Here is a 13,161-nt window from a genome sequence, read left to right as displayed (position 1 = left end):
ACGCACACCAGGTCGGTGTTGTCACTCTCATGGTACGAGTGCCAGATCATGTTTAGCACTCGGGGTGGTCGAGTGCAAACAGCTCGTCGCAGGCCGCTCAGGGGAGGCGGATCAGCCGGATGCCTCCGCCGGCGGACCCGATCGCCGTCCGGAACACGTTGGCCATGTCGTCGCCGCTCGCCGCGCAGAAGAAGAAGTCTCCGTCGGCGTTCTCGGTGGCGCGCAGCGTGGCGTTGCCGCAGGAGTTGTCAGCGTCGCTGGCGTTCCCGTTGGAGTCGCGCGAGGCGGCGGCGGCGAGGGTGCCGGTCACGGTGGGTCCGGAGCTGCCCGAGCACCGGTCCGTCGACAGGTTGTAGGCGACCGTGATGACGAGGATGTCGGCAGCCTTGGCGTTGGTGGCGACGTTGCCCAGGTTGGTGCAGGCGGTGCCGCCGCTGGTGCTCCCCGGGTAGGAGTTGGTCGTCAGGTTGGTGCTGGTCCCGGAGAACGACTCGTTGGGCTGACCGTCGGTCTCGAAGATCAGCACCTTGCGCGGCGTGCCTGTGCGGGCCGGCAGCGAGGCGAGGTTGTTGGCGTCGTGGCCCAGCAGGTACCGGGCCGCGGCCTTCATCGGCGCCGCGAGGTGGGTGCCGGTGCTCGAGGAGCGGTTGAGGCAGTTGATCGCCTTCACCAGGTTGCTGCTGGTGTTCACGGTGGGCGTCGCTGCGGCCGTCAGGTAGTCGGTATGGAAGGGCAACGACATCCACTTCCAGCTGGTTCCGGTCGAGCTCAGCGACCCGGAGTACGGGTCGGACCGACAGGTGGTGCTGGTGGTCGTCGTGTCGCTCCTGGCGGGGCCGATCGTCCCGAGCGAGACGTACTGCTGCGACGGCGTCATCACGGTGAGCATCGCCTTGATGCCGTTGATCATGGAGTTGATGTCGGTGGAGCTCATCGAGCCCGTCCGGTCCGCCACCACCGCCACGTCCATCGGGTTGGGCACCTCGCTCCCGCAGGAACCCTTGCAGGCGACCGAGACCACCTCGCCGGTCGACCCCTCGTCGTACCCGATCACGGGCGCGAAGGCGTACGGGACGGTCTTGCTGTCGGCCACCCGGACGGTGTTGCACTGGTCGCCCTGGGCCGGGACGCACGGGATGGCGCAGATCGCGTCGTTGCAGCGCAGGCCGGGGTAGTTCCCCGGCGTGTACGGCGGCGACCCCGGGTTGCAGGTGGAGGGGATCTGGCTCGTGCTCACCGTCGGCGGGGTGCCGGTCGAGGCCACGACGCACCAGAGGTCCGTGACCGGATCGGCTCTCGGGTCGGCGGCCGTCGCCATCGTGGTCGCCGCGGCCGCGGCCCCCGCTCCGTTGGCCGGGAGCTCGTAGGCGCCCGCGTGGGCGGCCGCGTCCATGGTGTCGTGCAGCGACTGCTTCGAGGTCATCTGGCTGGCGATGTCGACACCCAGTGCCGCGGCCGCGAAGAGGACGACGACGAGCGCGGCCACCATCACCGCGACGGCACCACGGCCGTCCCGCGCCCGGCGGGAGACCCGGGGAACCAGCCTGCGGGGCGCGGCCATCACTCGATCCTCATCCGGGCGGTCCGCGACACGTCGACGGAGTCGCCGAACACCATGCTGATCGGCGTGATCATCTCGTGCACGTACGTGACCGTGACGATCACCGTGCCGCCGGCGGCCGCGTCGGCGTCGTAGCTCACCCCGCACGCCGTGCCGTCCGGCTTCGTGCAGGTGACCTCGGTCGACGTCCCGGGCACCCCCGAGAGCGCGTCGTCGGCGACCGCGAGGATCTCCGCGCTGGTCGCGTGCAGGCTCCCCTCGCGGGCCGCGTCACGGGCCGCGTTGTTGACCATCGAGCTGCGGTTGACCAGGTAGCCGAAGTCGATGATCCCGAAGACCAGCATCAGCAGCAGCGGGAGGACCAGCGCGAACTCCACCGCCGCGGCACCGCCCTGGTCCCTGCGGCACCTCCTGCGCATGCCGTCCACGGCGTCCTCCCCCGACTCCGCTGCCCGGCGGGGGGCCAACTGCCCGCCACCGTCAGGACCTCAGGTTAGGTAGACCTGATCTTTGCCTTCAGGCGAACGGCGAACTCTTTACGCAGCAGCGCGCGGGCTGTCTAGACACCGGGGCGGACCGGTGTCAGAGGGAGGAGGTGAGGACCGTCCGTCCGCGTACGTCGGTCACGAGCACCTCGGTCACGTCCTCCCGCAGCACCGCCGACTGGAGGAAGCAGGTCATCGGGTCGGCGCCGACGCCCAGGAACTCCCCGGCCGGGACGAGGTCGCCGTCCTCGGTGCGGAACGACGCACGGAAGGTGCGGCCCGCAGCGAAGCCCTCGGCCTCGATCCGCAGCTCGACGCCCCAGGTGTGGGCGACGAGGTTCGCGCTCTGGACGGTCACCCCGGAGTCACCCGGCGCCGCCATCGAGATCGGCTCGGTCGGCACGGTCGGTTGCTCCGGAGCGGTCGCCCGCCCGACCACGCCGCCCACCGCCACGCCGCCGATCACGAGTGCGGCGGCGACCAGGCCGCGACCCAGCAGGTGGCGCCGCCGTCCCCGGGCGTCGGTCGCTCGACGGGCGGCGAGCTCGTCCCCCTCCCGGACGGACCGCTCGCGCGAGACCTCGGCCCGGATCTGCTCCCCGAGACCGGCCGGGGGCGTCGGCGGCGAGGCGAACTGGGCGGGATCGACCTGGTCGAGCAGGCGCGCGACCGGCCGGATCTCCTGCAGGTCGGCGCGGCAGGCCGCGCAGCCGTCGAGGTGGGCCCGGACGAGCGCGGCCTCGGCCTCGTCGAGGTGGCCGAGGGCGTACGCGCCCAGCATCTCTCGCAGCACCTGGTGGCGGGGTTCGTCGCTCACAGGCTCACTCCCATCTCGTCCATGGCGGCGCGCAGTGCGCGCAGACCGTAGAAGACCCGGCTCCGCAGCGTCCCGACGGGGATCCCCAGCTCCACCGCCACCTCGTCGTAGGGCCGGTCCAGCAGGTGGGTCTGCACGATCGCCTGCCGGTGGTGGTCCGCCAGCCGGCGCAGCCCTTCCTCGAGGACCCAGGTGTCCATCAGCCGATCGGTGCCGTCGGCCGCTGCTCCCGCGATCTCCTGCACGCCGGGCGGGTCGACCAGGTTGGCCTGCCAGGGTCGCACCCCGGCCGCCCGGGCGTGGTCGATCATCGTGTTGCGCGCGATGCCGAAGAGCCAGACCCGCAGCGAGGACAGGTCCGGGTCGTAGCGGTCGGCGTGACGCCACGCCTTGAGGAACGTCTCCTGCGTGACGTCCTGCGCGGCCCCCGGGTCGCCGAGTCCCCGCAGCACGAACCGGTAGACCTCCGCGCCGTAGAGCCGGTACGCAGCATGGATCTCGTCCTCGTCCGCCAGCCCGGCGACAGCACGGGCACCGTCCCCCGCTGACATGTCGCCCAGTGTGCCGCTCACGACCGTGTGTACGGCGCAGGCGCGACCCACGTTCACGCGCGGCTCCTGCTGCCGGTGAACGCCGGCCCGCGCAGCGCCGTACACACCGGGCAGACGGCCGTGAGGCACGGCCGGCCGACGGGGATGACCGCCGGTGTCGCACCGACACGAAGGGCAGGCAGATGTCACGACGGAGCACCACGCGGGTGCGCATGCTCAGCGGGGCCGCCGTGGGCGCGCTCGCACTGAGCGCGCTCGCCACGATCCCGACCACGGCGGGGGCCGCAGAGCCCGCGGCCGGCCGACTCGCGGCCCAGGCCGCAGCCAAGGCCAACCGCACGATGGCCGTCTCGACCGAGAAGGAGCTGCGGATCGCCGTGGTCCGGGCCAACCGCACCGCCGGCCCCGACCGGATCCGGCTCACGGCGCCGATCACCTTCGACAAGCGACGTCCCGTCGACGGGGGTGCCCGCAAGGGCGACCTCGACGTGACCGACGACCTGGTGGTCCTCGGCCGCGGCAGGACGATCGACGCCCGCGGGGTCGACCGCATCTTCGACGTCGCGTCGGGCAGCAGGCTCGTGCTCCGCGGCCTGACCCTGCGCAACGGCGCTCCCGCCGCCGGCGAGAGCGGCGGGGCCATCCGCAGCCGCGGGTCGCTCGCGCTCTTCAACAGCGCCGTGACGGACAGCAGTGCCACCGGCACCGAGGCCTCGGGCGGCGCCATCATGAACGAGGGCGGCAGCCTCCGCGTGGTCGGCAGCACCCTGTCCGACAACACCGCCACCCGCGCCGGCGGAGCCATCGAGGCGCTCGCCGGTACGACGACGGTGGCACGCTCGGCCCTCACCGGGAACCAGACCGGAGCCGAACCGGGCAACGGCGGCGGCCTCCACCTCACGGGCGAGGGCAAGGTCTTCGTCAAGGACTCGCGCATCGTGGGCAACACCGCCTCGGCCGAGGGCGGCGGCCTCTGGAACTCCGCCACCGGCAGCTTCAGCGTCACCGGGTCACAGGTCCTCCGCAACACGGCGGCCGGCGCGGCCGCGGACCAGGGCGGCGGCGGCCTCTTCAACGACGGCGGCACCCTCACCGTCACCGGCTCCACGATCAGCGGCAACGAGGCGACCGGCGCGGCCGGCTCCGGCGGCGGCATCCTCAACAACCTCGGCACCCTCGAGGTCCGCGCGAGCGAGCTGGCCGGCAACAGCGCACCCCGCGCCGGGGGCGCAGTCGAGGCCAACGTCGGCGAGACCACGCTCCGCCAGACGACCCTGTCCGGGAACAGCACCGGCGCGGCCCCCGGCAACGGCGGCGGCCTGCACCTCACCGGCGCCGGGACGGTCGCCGTCGTCGGCGGGCTCGTCACCGGCAACACCGCGGCCGCCGAGGGCGGCGGCCTCTGGAACTCCGCCACCGGCACCTTCACCGTCGACAACACCCGGGTGACGGACAACTCCGCCGCGGGCGCGGCGGCCGACCAGGGCGGCGGTGGCCTCTTCAACGACGGCGGGACCATGACCGTCACCGGCGCGACGATCAGCGGCAACGAGGCGACCGGCGCGGCCGGCTCCGGCGGCGGCATCCTCAACAACCTCGGCACCCTCGAGCTCGACACCACCATGGTGGGCGAGAACACCGCTCCCCGCGCCGGTGGCGGCATCGAGGCCAACGCCGGCGAGACCACCCTGGTCCGCTCCACGCTGTGGCAGAACGGCACCGGTCCGGCCCCCGGCAACGGCGGCGGCCTGCACCTGACCGGCGCCGGCACGGTCGAGATCGGCAACAGCGAGGTCCGGGAGAACACGGCGGCCGCCGAGGGCGGCGGCCTCTGGAACTCCGCCACCGGCACGTTCACCGTCGACGACACCGTGGTCGCGGGCAACTCCGCGGCGGGCGCGGCCGCGGACCAGGGCGGCGGTGGTCTCTTCAACGACGGCGGCACGCTCACCGTCACCGGCTCCACCGTGTCCGACAACGACGCCACCGGCACCGCCGGCTCCGGCGGCGGCATCCTCAACAACCTCGGCACGCTCGAGGTCAGCGACACCGGGTTCGACGACAACAGCGCCCCGCGCGCCGGCGGCGCGCTCGAGACGAACGTCGGGACGGTCACCCTGGCGCAGGTCGACATGACCGGCAACAGCACCGGCGCCAACCCCGGCAACGGCGGCGGCCTGCACGTGACCGGCGCCGGGAACGTCACCTGGACCGGCGGCACCGTCACCGGCAACACGGCGACCAACGAGGGCGGTGGGCTGTGGAACAGCACCACCGGCACGATCATCGCCACGGCGCTGACGGTGTCGGGCAACACGGCTCCGACCGGGCCGAACGCCTACAACGACGGGGGCACGTTCGTGCTGAACGGCACCCCGGTCCCGCCGGGCGGCTGAGCCGGGCGTACGACGTGGGGGAGCTCGCCCCGGTGGCCGGACCGGTCGCCGGGGCGAGCTCCGTGCGGGCCCCGGGACGCAGCCCGGCGGACCCGCCCAGCTGAGCACTTGTACCCATGCGGCGGGGCCTCCGGCCGATCGACACTGGGGGCATGAGCACGCACGTGACCCCACGGCCGGACACCGGTCCCGGCACCCGCACCGCCACCCCGCGCCAGCTCGACTGGCTGCGGGGCGAGCTCTCGGCCTGGTCCCGCGAGGGACTCCTGGAGGCACCCCAGGTCGAGGAGATCCTCGGCCACTACCGAGCGTCGCGGCGGGTCTCGGTCGGTCGACTGCTGCTCGGCCTCGGCGCCGTCTTCGTCGGCGTCGGCGTGATCTGGTTGGTCGCCGCCAACCTCGACCAGCTCCCCCCGCTCGGCCGCTTCCTCGCGGTCACGGTGATCTGGCTGTCGCTGCTGGTGGGAGGCGAGGTCCTCGCCCACCGCACGGGCGAGCGCTGGGTCGCCGGCCGCGCCCTCGTCCCCGTCACCCGGCTGCTGGCGGCCCTGCTCTTCGGCGCGGTCGTCTTCCAGGCGGCACAGAGCCTGCAGGTCCCGGCGTACGAGCCCGCGCTCGTCGGCTGGTGGGCCGTCGGCGCCCTGCTCCACGCGTACGTCGTCCGCGACCTCGGCCCGCTGCTCGTCGGACTGCTGACCGGCGTCGGGTGGTTCCTCTGGCAGGTGCTGTGGACCGATCCCAGCGGGCTCACCGCGGTGATCGCGCTGCTGGCCGGGTGCGCCCTGGCCGTCGGTGTGGCCGCGGTCCACACCCGGGTGCTGCCGGTCTTCTCCCCGGCGTGGCGCGAGGTGGGCGCCCTGCTCGGGCTCGCCGGCCTCTTCGCGGCCGCGCTGCCGAACGTCTCGACGGAGGACTTCGGCTGGGAGCCCTGGCTGGTCGTCGGGGTGGCCGCCGCCGCGCTCGCGGTCGCGGCCGGGACGATCCTCGGGCAGGGCACCGCCCGGCTCGAGCCGCTCGCCGCCGTCGCGGTCTCGCTCCTCGCGGTCGTGCTCGTCCTGTGGGACACCGGCACCGACACCGACCAGCTGACCGCCGGCGACTGGCTGCACGCGCTCGTCAGCGTCGGGGCGTACGTCCTCGTCGCCGTCGGCGTCGCGGTCCTCGGCACGCTCCGCGACAGCTGGCGGCTGACCGCCCTCGCGACCGCGGCCCTGGTGGTGTTCACGACCTTCCAGAGCTTCGCCGTCTTCGCCCAGATCATCCAGGGCGCCTGGCTGTTCCTCGTCCTGGGGCTGGTGTTCCTCGGCACGGGGTTCCTCTTCGACCGGGCCCGTCGCGGCCTGGCAACCGCACTCGAGAACGAGGAGCAGCACCGATGATGCTGAAGATCGCAGCCCTGGCGGCCACCCAGCTGGCCCTCGTCGGCCTGGCCGTCGCCCCGCAGCTGTCCAGCCGGGTGACCGGCGAGGACTACCGGATGGCGGTCCGGCCGGTCGACCCGATCGATCCCTTCCGCGGGGCGTACGTGACCCTCTCCTACCCCGGCCTCCGTGAGGCCGGGCGGGCTGCGGAGCGTTCCGACGGCGGCGGGGACGTCTACGTCCCTCTCGTCGAGAAGGACGGGTCCTGGGTCGGCGACGGCTGGACCCGCGAGCGTCCCGACACGATGCCGTACCTCACCTGCGACGACCGGTCGTGGGAGCTCCGCTGCGGCATCGAGTCGTACTTCGTGCCGCAGGACCGGGCACAGGAGCTCGAGGACCAGCTCGTCGACGGGGGCGTCGCGACGATCCGGATCGACTCGCGCGGCAACGCCAGCGTGGTGACGGTGTCCGGCGACTGATGCCGTCTAGGACCGCGCGACGGGCGGGTGGTGTCCGTACGGCAGCTCGTCGTGCTCCCCCAGGGCGTGCAGCACCGACGGCAGCATGGCCTTCGCGGTCCGCTTGTAGCCCAGCCCGCTCGGGTGGAACCGGTCCAGGCTGAACATCTCCTCGGGGTTGGTAACGAAGAACGGCCCCACCACGTGGCGCAGCGAGACCGCGCGGGCTCCTGCCGCCGTGGCCGCCTCCCGCTGCGCCTCGGCCAGCAGGCGGGACATCCGCGACCCGAGGGCCCGCAGCGGCTGCGGCACCTGCTGCAGCGCCCCGAGGTCGGGGCAGGTCCCGACCACCACCTCGGCGCCGCGGGCACGCAGCGCCTCGACCGCCTCCGCCAGGTGGCGTACGGACTCGGCGACCGGCACCCGGTGGGTGACGTCGTTGCCCCCGACCACGATCACCGCCACGTCGGGGCGGTAGTCCACCGGGAGCGACCCGAGCTGCGTGGCGAGGGCGCTCGACTCCGACCCGACGACGGCCGCTGTCCGCAGCCGCACCGACCGTCGGGTCGCCCGGGCCAGGCCGCGGGCGAGCCGTGCGCCGAGGGTGTCCTTGCGCCGGTCCGCGCCCAGCCCGGCGGCGATCGAGTCGCCCAGGACGACCAGCTCGACGGGGTCGCCGTACCTCTTGCGCCAGGTGCGGTCGGCGTCGATCGCGTCCTCGCCGAGGGGCTTGCCGATCAGCTGCCGGGCGGTGGCGGCCTGACGGGCGAGCACCCGGCGACCGCCCCACCAGGCGCCCACGCCGATCCCGCCGACGACGCCGGCGAGGAGGGTCAGGCGGCTGCTGGTGCGGGACACGCTCCGGTTGAACCAGACCGGCCTGAACGGACGGCGAACTCCCCGGGGGTGTCAGGTGGAGACGAGGTCACCCTCCGGCGACCGCCGGGATCACCGAGATCTGGGCACCGTCGGGAGTCGGCGTCGACAGGTGGTCGAGGAACCGTACGTCGTCGTTGCCGACGTAGACGTTGACGAAGCGGCGCAGCTCGCCGCTCTCGTCGACGATCCGGCCCTTGATCCCCGAGTACTGGCCGTCGAGGTCGTCGAGCACCTCCGACAGCGTGGCGCCGCTGGCGCTCACCTCCGACTCACCGCTGGTGTAGGTGCGCAGGATGGTGGGGATCCGGACGGAGACGCTCATGGCTGACCTTTCGTGGGTGGGTCTGGTCGACGCTAGTCGGCGAGGCCGGTGGCCGTGAAGGCCGCGTACGTCGGGTCGATGGTGGCGGCCGGCCCGACGCGGTCGGCGACCGCGTCGAGGGTCTTGAGACCCATGCCGGTGTTGATGACGACGGTCTCGAGGGTCGGGTCGAGCCGACCGCTCTCGACCAGCTTGCGGAGCACGCCGACCGTCGTACCGCCGGCGGTCTCGGTGAAGATGCCCTCGGTGCGCGCCAGCAGCAGGATGCCCTCGCGGACCTCCTCGTCCGAGACGTCCTCGACGGCCCCGCCCGTACGCCGGCAGATGTCGAGCACGTAGATGCCGTCGGCCGGGTTGCCGATCGCCAGCGACTTGGCGATGGTGTCCGGCTTGACCGGGCGGATCGCGTCGGTGTCGGCCTTGAAGGCGGTGGCCACCGGCGAGCAGCCGGTCGCCTGGGCGCCGTAGACCTTGTAGGGCTTCTCCTCGACCAGCCCGAGGCTGATCAGCTCCTGGAAGGCCTTGTCGACCTTGGTCAGCTGCGCCCCGGACGCGACCGGGATCACGACCTGGTCGGGCAACCGCCAGCCGAGCTGCTCGGCGATCTCGTAGCCGAGCGTCTTGGACCCCTCCGCGTAGTAGGGCCGGACGTTGACGTTGACGAAGGCCCAGCCCTCCTCCTCGCCGGCGATCTCGGAGGCGAGCTTGTTGACGTCGTCGTAGTTGCCCTCGACGGCCACCAGCTTGTCGGTGTAGACGGCCGAGTTCACCTGCTTGGGCTTCTCGAGGTTGCTCGGGATGAAGACCACGGTCTTGATGCCGGCCCGGGCGCCGGCAGCGGCGACGGCGTTGGCGAGGTTGCCGGTCGAGGGGCAGGCGAAGACCTTGCTGCCCAGCTCGCGGGCGGCGCTCAGCGCACACGCCACGACCCGGTCCTTGAAGGAGTTGGTGGGGTTGGTGGAGTCGTCCTTGACCCAGAGCCGGGTCAGCCCGAGCTCGGCCGCGAGGTTGCGCGCCTCGAGCAGCCGGGTGAAGCCGGGCTCGGTGTTCGGCGAGTCCTCGATGTCTGACGGCACGGGGAGCAGCGCCTTGTAGCGCCACATGTTGCTCGGCCCGGCCTCGATCTCCTCGCGGGTCACCGCCGGGTAGTCGTAGGCCACCTCGAGCGGCCCGAAGCACTCCGGACAGGCGTAGTGGGGCCCGAGGGCGACCTGGTGGCCGCACTCGCGGCAGGACAGGGACGTGGCGTGCCCGAAGGCTCCTGCTCGGAGCCCGGCGTCGGTGCGTTCGGCCAGCGTGGCGCTCAAAGGATTCCTCCTCCTCATCTTCCCTGTGACGACTCTCGTCCCAGGCCGGAATTGGCACCGTCTCCACGACGACAGGAGTGTCGTGGCGGTTGCCGGGACGTCAACGGGCCGTTCCCTCAGTCCCTCTCGATGAGCTGTGCTCGACCCTACGCGGTGCGTCTCACGATGCGTACGCGGGTCCCAGATGCTGGATGCGCGCGGGGGTCAGTCGGCGCGGCGGGCGACCTGGCGCAGCAGGTCGAGGACGCCCTCGGGGCCCTTGACGAGGACGTCGGCGCGCGAGGCGAGGGCCGACTCCTCCTCGGAGAGGGAGCAGACCAGCAGCGTCGGGAGACCCTGCTCGCGCAGCTCCTCGACGGCCGCGAAGGCGTCGAGGTCGCCGAGGTCGTCGCCTGCGAACAGGAACCCCCCGGCGTCCTGCTCGGCCACCAGGGTGCGGACGGCGTGCCCCTTGTCCATCCCCGGGGAGCGCACCTCGATCACGTTGCGCCCGGGCTCGATCACCAGGCCGTGGCGCTCGGCGAGCTCCCGGATCGGGTCGAGCAGCCGCTCGCGGGCGGCAACGGGGTCCGGGAGCCGGCGCGTGTGGACGGCGACGGCCAGGCCCTTCTCCTCGATGTGGGCACCGGCCGCGTCAGCCCGGCGCAGCACGGCCGGCAGGTCGCGCTCGAAGGTGGACAGCCCGTGGGGCGGCCGCGGGGAGATCACGCGGCGCTGCGTCGAGGACCAGCGCTCGTTGCCGTACTGGCCGAAGACGAAGAGCTCCTTGCCGTGCTCGCCGAGCTCCGCACCGACCGCGTCGAGGTCACCGAGCGCGAGCGCCTGCCGGGCCGGCCTGCCGGTGATGACGGCGACCGCCCGGACGACCTCGGCCAGCTCGACCAGGACCTGTTGCGCGTCCGGGTGGATGTGGGCGCGGGCCGGGTCGTCGACGATCGGGGAGAGCACCCCGTCGAAGTCGAGACCAACGACGCAGCGGTCGGCGGCGGCCACGAGCTCGTCGAAGCGCTGCTCGGCCGCGGCGGAGGTGAACTCCATGCCCCCATCCCACCACGGCGGACCGGGAAGCGTCAGGCGGCGTCCGCGGTGAGCACGACGGTGAGGCGGTCGCGGTTCATGTCGCCGACCGCGGGCATCGTGCGACCGATGTCGAGGTCCAGGGCGAGCAGCTCGGCGGCGTCGGCCAGCCGGGGCGGGTAGTAGACCGTCGAGCTGGGCACGGTGCCGTACCAGTTGTCGGTGCCGACGACCTGCCAGCCCACCTTCGCAGCGGTGCCGGCGACCGTGCCCGCGAGACCGGTGATCCCGGAGTTGTTGTAGACCTCGACGTAGACCTCGCCGCGCTGCACCTGGGGCTCGGCCTTGATCGGCTTCTTCTTCGCCTTGACGGTCTTCTGGGGCTGGGCGGTCGCGGTCTCCTCGGCGGACGGCTGGGCGACCGTGGTCACCTCCCGCTCCGTCGGCTCCTCGCCCTGGGTGGCGACGTAGGTGATGCCGGCCATGGCGATGGCGACGATGCTCAGGATCGCGACGGGCGACGGGAAGGCGACACCGCGCTGGTTGCGGATACGCATCTCAGAGCTCGAAGCCGAGGCGGCGGGCGGAGCGCTGGCGCTGGCGGGCCGCCCGCAGGCGACGCAGCCGACGGACCAGCAGCGGGTCGGCCGCAAGGGCCTCGGGCCGGTCGATCAGCGCGTTGAGGACCTGGTAGTAGCGCGTCGACGACATGTCGAAGCTGTCGCGGACGGCCGTCTCCTTGGCCCCGGCGTACTTCCACCACTGACGCTCGAACTCGAGGATCGCTGCGTCGCGGTCGCTCAGTCCCGGCTGCTCGGCGTCCGAGTGGCCGTGGAAGGCGTTCGCGGCGTCCATCTCGCTGTCTCCCCAGGTGTGAGTGGTGGTCTGGGGACAACTCTAGGCGACGAACCACAACGATGTCATTCGCATCGCGCGAGTCGCGGTCCCGCCTTCGCGGCTGGCAGGGTGGGGGCATGGAGCCAGCTGCCTGCCGGTGGGGGATCCTGGCCACCGGCCGGATCGCCCGCGACTTCGCCACCAACCTCCGCGCGGTGCCCGGCGCCGAGGTGGTGGCCGTCGGCTCCCGCTCCCCGGGGTCCGCCGAGGCCTTCGCCGCCGAGCACGGGTCGCCCGGCTGCCGCGCCCACGGATCGTACGACGCGCTCGTCGCCGATCCCGACGTGGACGTCGTCTACGTCGCCTCGCCCCACGCCTTCCACCTCGAGCACGCCCGGCTGGCGCTGGAGGCCGGCAAGCACGTGCTCTGCGAGAAGCCGCTGGCGCTCAACGTCGCCGAGGCCGAGGAGATGCTGGCCCTGGCCCGCACCCACGACCGCTTCCTGATGGAGGCGATGTGGATGACCTGCCACCCGGTCATCCGGGCGGTCGCCGACGGGGTGCACGCGGGACGCTTCGGCACGCCCCGGCAGCTCCACGCCGACCTCGGCTTCGTCGTGGAGAAGCCTCCCGGCGACCGGATGCTCGACCCGGCCCTCGGTGCGGGCGCGCTGCTCGACATGGGCGTCTACCCCCTGACGCTGGCCGACCTGCTGCTCGGCCCGGCGACGACGCTGGCCGCGACGGCCGTGCTCGACGACCGCAGCGTCGACGTCGACGTCGCCGTGGCCGGGCGGCACGAGGGCGGCGCCGTCTCCGCCCTCACGGCGTCGATGACCTCGGCCTCGTCACGGACCGCGACCCTGGCCACCGACGCGGGACGGATCGACCTGCCCGGCGGCTTCCACCACCCGGCGTACGCCGTCTGGACGCCGCGCGACGGCGAGCCCGAGCGCATCGAGGGGCTCGGCCGGGTCCTCGGCACCGGTCTCGGCAACGAGGCGGCCGAGGTCGCCCGGTGCCTCGCCGAGGGGCTGCGCGAGAGCCCGCTGGTCCCCCACGACCGGACCCTGCGGGTGCTGCGCGCGATGGACGACGTCCGCCGCCAGGTGGGCGTCCGGTACGCCGCCGACTCACCCGTTCAGGGGGGTTCCACCGGCGCATAGG

Annotated in this window: 14 protein-coding genes and 1 riboswitch; of the genes, 4 read left to right on the top strand and 10 right to left on the bottom strand. The window is 73.0% G+C overall.

What is annotated here, in order from left to right:
* Nucleotides 1–97 precede the first annotated feature (97 nt).
* The 4 genes from EXE57_RS15225 to EXE57_RS15210 all read right to left on the bottom strand — a co-directional run bounded on the left by EXE57_RS15225 (nucleotide 98) and on the right by EXE57_RS15210 (nucleotide 3,414).
* A complete protein-coding gene (locus tag EXE57_RS15225; protein WP_135078936.1) occupies nucleotides 98–1,561 on the bottom strand; it encodes a vWA domain-containing protein in 1,464 nt (487 codons plus the stop codon).
* Nucleotides 1,561–1,980: a TadE/TadG family type IV pilus assembly protein gene (locus tag EXE57_RS15220; RefSeq protein WP_167305928.1), complete on the bottom strand. Its 420-nt coding sequence runs from the start codon at nucleotides 1,978–1,980 to the stop codon at nucleotides 1,561–1,563. The genes EXE57_RS15225 and EXE57_RS15220 overlap by 1 nt, the downstream gene beginning before the upstream one ends.
* A gap of 163 nt (nucleotides 1,981–2,143) precedes the next feature.
* Nucleotides 2,144–2,863: a zf-HC2 domain-containing protein gene (locus EXE57_RS15215; RefSeq protein ID WP_135078932.1), complete on the bottom strand. Its 720-nt coding sequence runs from the start codon at nucleotides 2,861–2,863 to the stop codon at nucleotides 2,144–2,146.
* Nucleotides 2,860–3,414 carry a sigma-70 family RNA polymerase sigma factor gene (locus EXE57_RS15210; protein WP_135078930.1) on the bottom strand — a complete coding sequence of 185 codons (555 nt, stop codon included), beginning with the start codon at nucleotides 3,412–3,414 and terminating at the stop codon, nucleotides 2,860–2,862. Before EXE57_RS15210 ends, EXE57_RS15215 begins: the two co-directional genes overlap by 4 nt.
* 182 nt (nucleotides 3,415–3,596) lie before the next feature.
* Between EXE57_RS15210 and EXE57_RS15205 the strand changes: the two genes are divergently transcribed.
* The 3 genes from EXE57_RS15205 (at nucleotide 3,597) to EXE57_RS15195 (ending at nucleotide 7,653) form a co-directional block, all read left to right on the top strand.
* Complete coding sequence (locus EXE57_RS15205) at nucleotides 3,597–5,810, top strand: beta strand repeat-containing protein (RefSeq protein ID WP_135078928.1); 2,214 nt, start codon at nucleotides 3,597–3,599, stop codon at nucleotides 5,808–5,810.
* 152 nt (nucleotides 5,811–5,962) lie between these two features.
* Nucleotides 5,963–7,189, top strand: coding sequence for a DUF2157 domain-containing protein (locus EXE57_RS15200; RefSeq protein ID WP_167305927.1), 1,227 nt, complete (start codon nucleotides 5,963–5,965; stop codon nucleotides 7,187–7,189).
* The gene (locus EXE57_RS15195; protein WP_135078924.1) at nucleotides 7,186–7,653 is read left to right on the top strand and encodes a GDYXXLXY domain-containing protein; all 468 of its coding nucleotides are present in this window, start codon (nucleotides 7,186–7,188) and stop codon (nucleotides 7,651–7,653) included. Before EXE57_RS15200 ends, EXE57_RS15195 begins: the two co-directional genes overlap by 4 nt.
* Nucleotides 7,654–7,659: 6 nt before the next feature.
* Here EXE57_RS15195 and EXE57_RS15190 read toward each other — a convergent pair whose 3' ends face one another.
* From EXE57_RS15190 to EXE57_RS15165, 6 genes are all read right to left on the bottom strand, one after another.
* Nucleotides 7,660–8,490, bottom strand: a complete 831-nt coding sequence (locus EXE57_RS15190) for an SGNH/GDSL hydrolase family protein (RefSeq protein WP_208542871.1) — start codon at nucleotides 8,488–8,490, stop codon at nucleotides 7,660–7,662.
* Nucleotides 8,491–8,557: 67 nt separating this feature from the next.
* Nucleotides 8,558–8,833, bottom strand: a complete 276-nt coding sequence (locus tag EXE57_RS15185; protein ID WP_135078922.1) for a MoaD/ThiS family protein — start codon at nucleotides 8,831–8,833, stop codon at nucleotides 8,558–8,560.
* A gap of 32 nt (nucleotides 8,834–8,865) precedes the next feature.
* Nucleotides 8,866–10,140 carry a threonine synthase gene (gene thrC / locus EXE57_RS15180; RefSeq protein ID WP_244246860.1) on the bottom strand — a complete coding sequence of 425 codons (1,275 nt, stop codon included), beginning with the start codon at nucleotides 10,138–10,140 and terminating at the stop codon, nucleotides 8,866–8,868.
* A gap of 11 nt (nucleotides 10,141–10,151) precedes the next feature.
* Nucleotides 10,152–10,276: riboswitch (SAM riboswitch) on the bottom strand.
* Between the two features lie 68 nt (nucleotides 10,277–10,344).
* Nucleotides 10,345–11,178 carry a trehalose-phosphatase gene (gene otsB / locus EXE57_RS15175; protein ID WP_135078918.1) on the bottom strand — a complete coding sequence of 278 codons (834 nt, stop codon included), beginning with the start codon at nucleotides 11,176–11,178 and terminating at the stop codon, nucleotides 10,345–10,347.
* 32 nt (nucleotides 11,179–11,210) lie between these two features.
* Nucleotides 11,211–11,714, bottom strand: a complete 504-nt coding sequence (locus tag EXE57_RS15170; protein WP_135078916.1) for a LytR C-terminal domain-containing protein — start codon at nucleotides 11,712–11,714, stop codon at nucleotides 11,211–11,213.
* A 1-nt stretch (nucleotide 11,715) separates the two neighbouring features.
* Nucleotides 11,716–12,012, bottom strand: a complete 297-nt coding sequence (locus EXE57_RS15165) for a nucleoid-associated protein NapA (RefSeq protein WP_135078914.1) — start codon at nucleotides 12,010–12,012, stop codon at nucleotides 11,716–11,718.
* A 119-nt stretch (nucleotides 12,013–12,131) separates the two neighbouring features.
* Between EXE57_RS15165 and EXE57_RS15160 the strand changes: the two genes are divergently transcribed.
* Entirely contained in the window at nucleotides 12,132–13,160 is a 1,029-nt protein-coding gene (locus tag EXE57_RS15160; protein ID WP_135078912.1) for a Gfo/Idh/MocA family protein, read from the top strand.
* Nucleotide 13,161 lies beyond the last annotated feature (1 nt).

The sequence above is a fragment of the Nocardioides euryhalodurans genome (assembly GCF_004564375.1).
In the GTDB taxonomy this organism is placed as follows: Bacteria; Actinomycetota; Actinomycetes; order Propionibacteriales; family Nocardioidaceae; genus Nocardioides; species Nocardioides euryhalodurans.
Note: the sequence above shows the minus strand (reverse complement) of the source record. Positions and strands in the feature narration are given on the sequence as shown.

Coding starts and splice junctions, on each gene's coding strand:
- EXE57_RS15225 (WP_135078936.1), bottom strand. CDS start 1,561: ATGGCCGCGCCCCGCAGGCTGGTTCCCCGGGTCTCCCGCCGGGCGCGG.
- EXE57_RS15220 (WP_167305928.1), bottom strand. CDS start 1,980: ATGCGCAGGAGGTGCCGCAGGGACCAGGGCGGTGCCGCGGCGGTGGAG.
- EXE57_RS15210 (WP_135078930.1), bottom strand. CDS start 3,414: ATGTCAGCGGGGGACGGTGCCCGTGCTGTCGCCGGGCTGGCGGACGAG.
- EXE57_RS15205 (WP_135078928.1), top strand. CDS start 3,597: ATGTCACGACGGAGCACCACGCGGGTGCGCATGCTCAGCGGGGCCGCC.
- EXE57_RS15200 (WP_167305927.1), top strand. CDS start 5,963: ATGAGCACGCACGTGACCCCACGGCCGGACACCGGTCCCGGCACCCGC.
- EXE57_RS15195 (WP_135078924.1), top strand. CDS start 7,186: ATGATGCTGAAGATCGCAGCCCTGGCGGCCACCCAGCTGGCCCTCGTC.
- EXE57_RS15185 (WP_135078922.1), bottom strand. CDS start 8,833: ATGAGCGTCTCCGTCCGGATCCCCACCATCCTGCGCACCTACACCAGC.
- otsB (WP_135078918.1), bottom strand. CDS start 11,178: ATGGAGTTCACCTCCGCCGCGGCCGAGCAGCGCTTCGACGAGCTCGTG.
- EXE57_RS15170 (WP_135078916.1), bottom strand. CDS start 11,714: ATGCGTATCCGCAACCAGCGCGGTGTCGCCTTCCCGTCGCCCGTCGCG.
- EXE57_RS15165 (WP_135078914.1), bottom strand. CDS start 12,012: ATGGACGCCGCGAACGCCTTCCACGGCCACTCGGACGCCGAGCAGCCG.
- EXE57_RS15160 (WP_135078912.1), top strand. CDS start 12,132: ATGGAGCCAGCTGCCTGCCGGTGGGGGATCCTGGCCACCGGCCGGATC.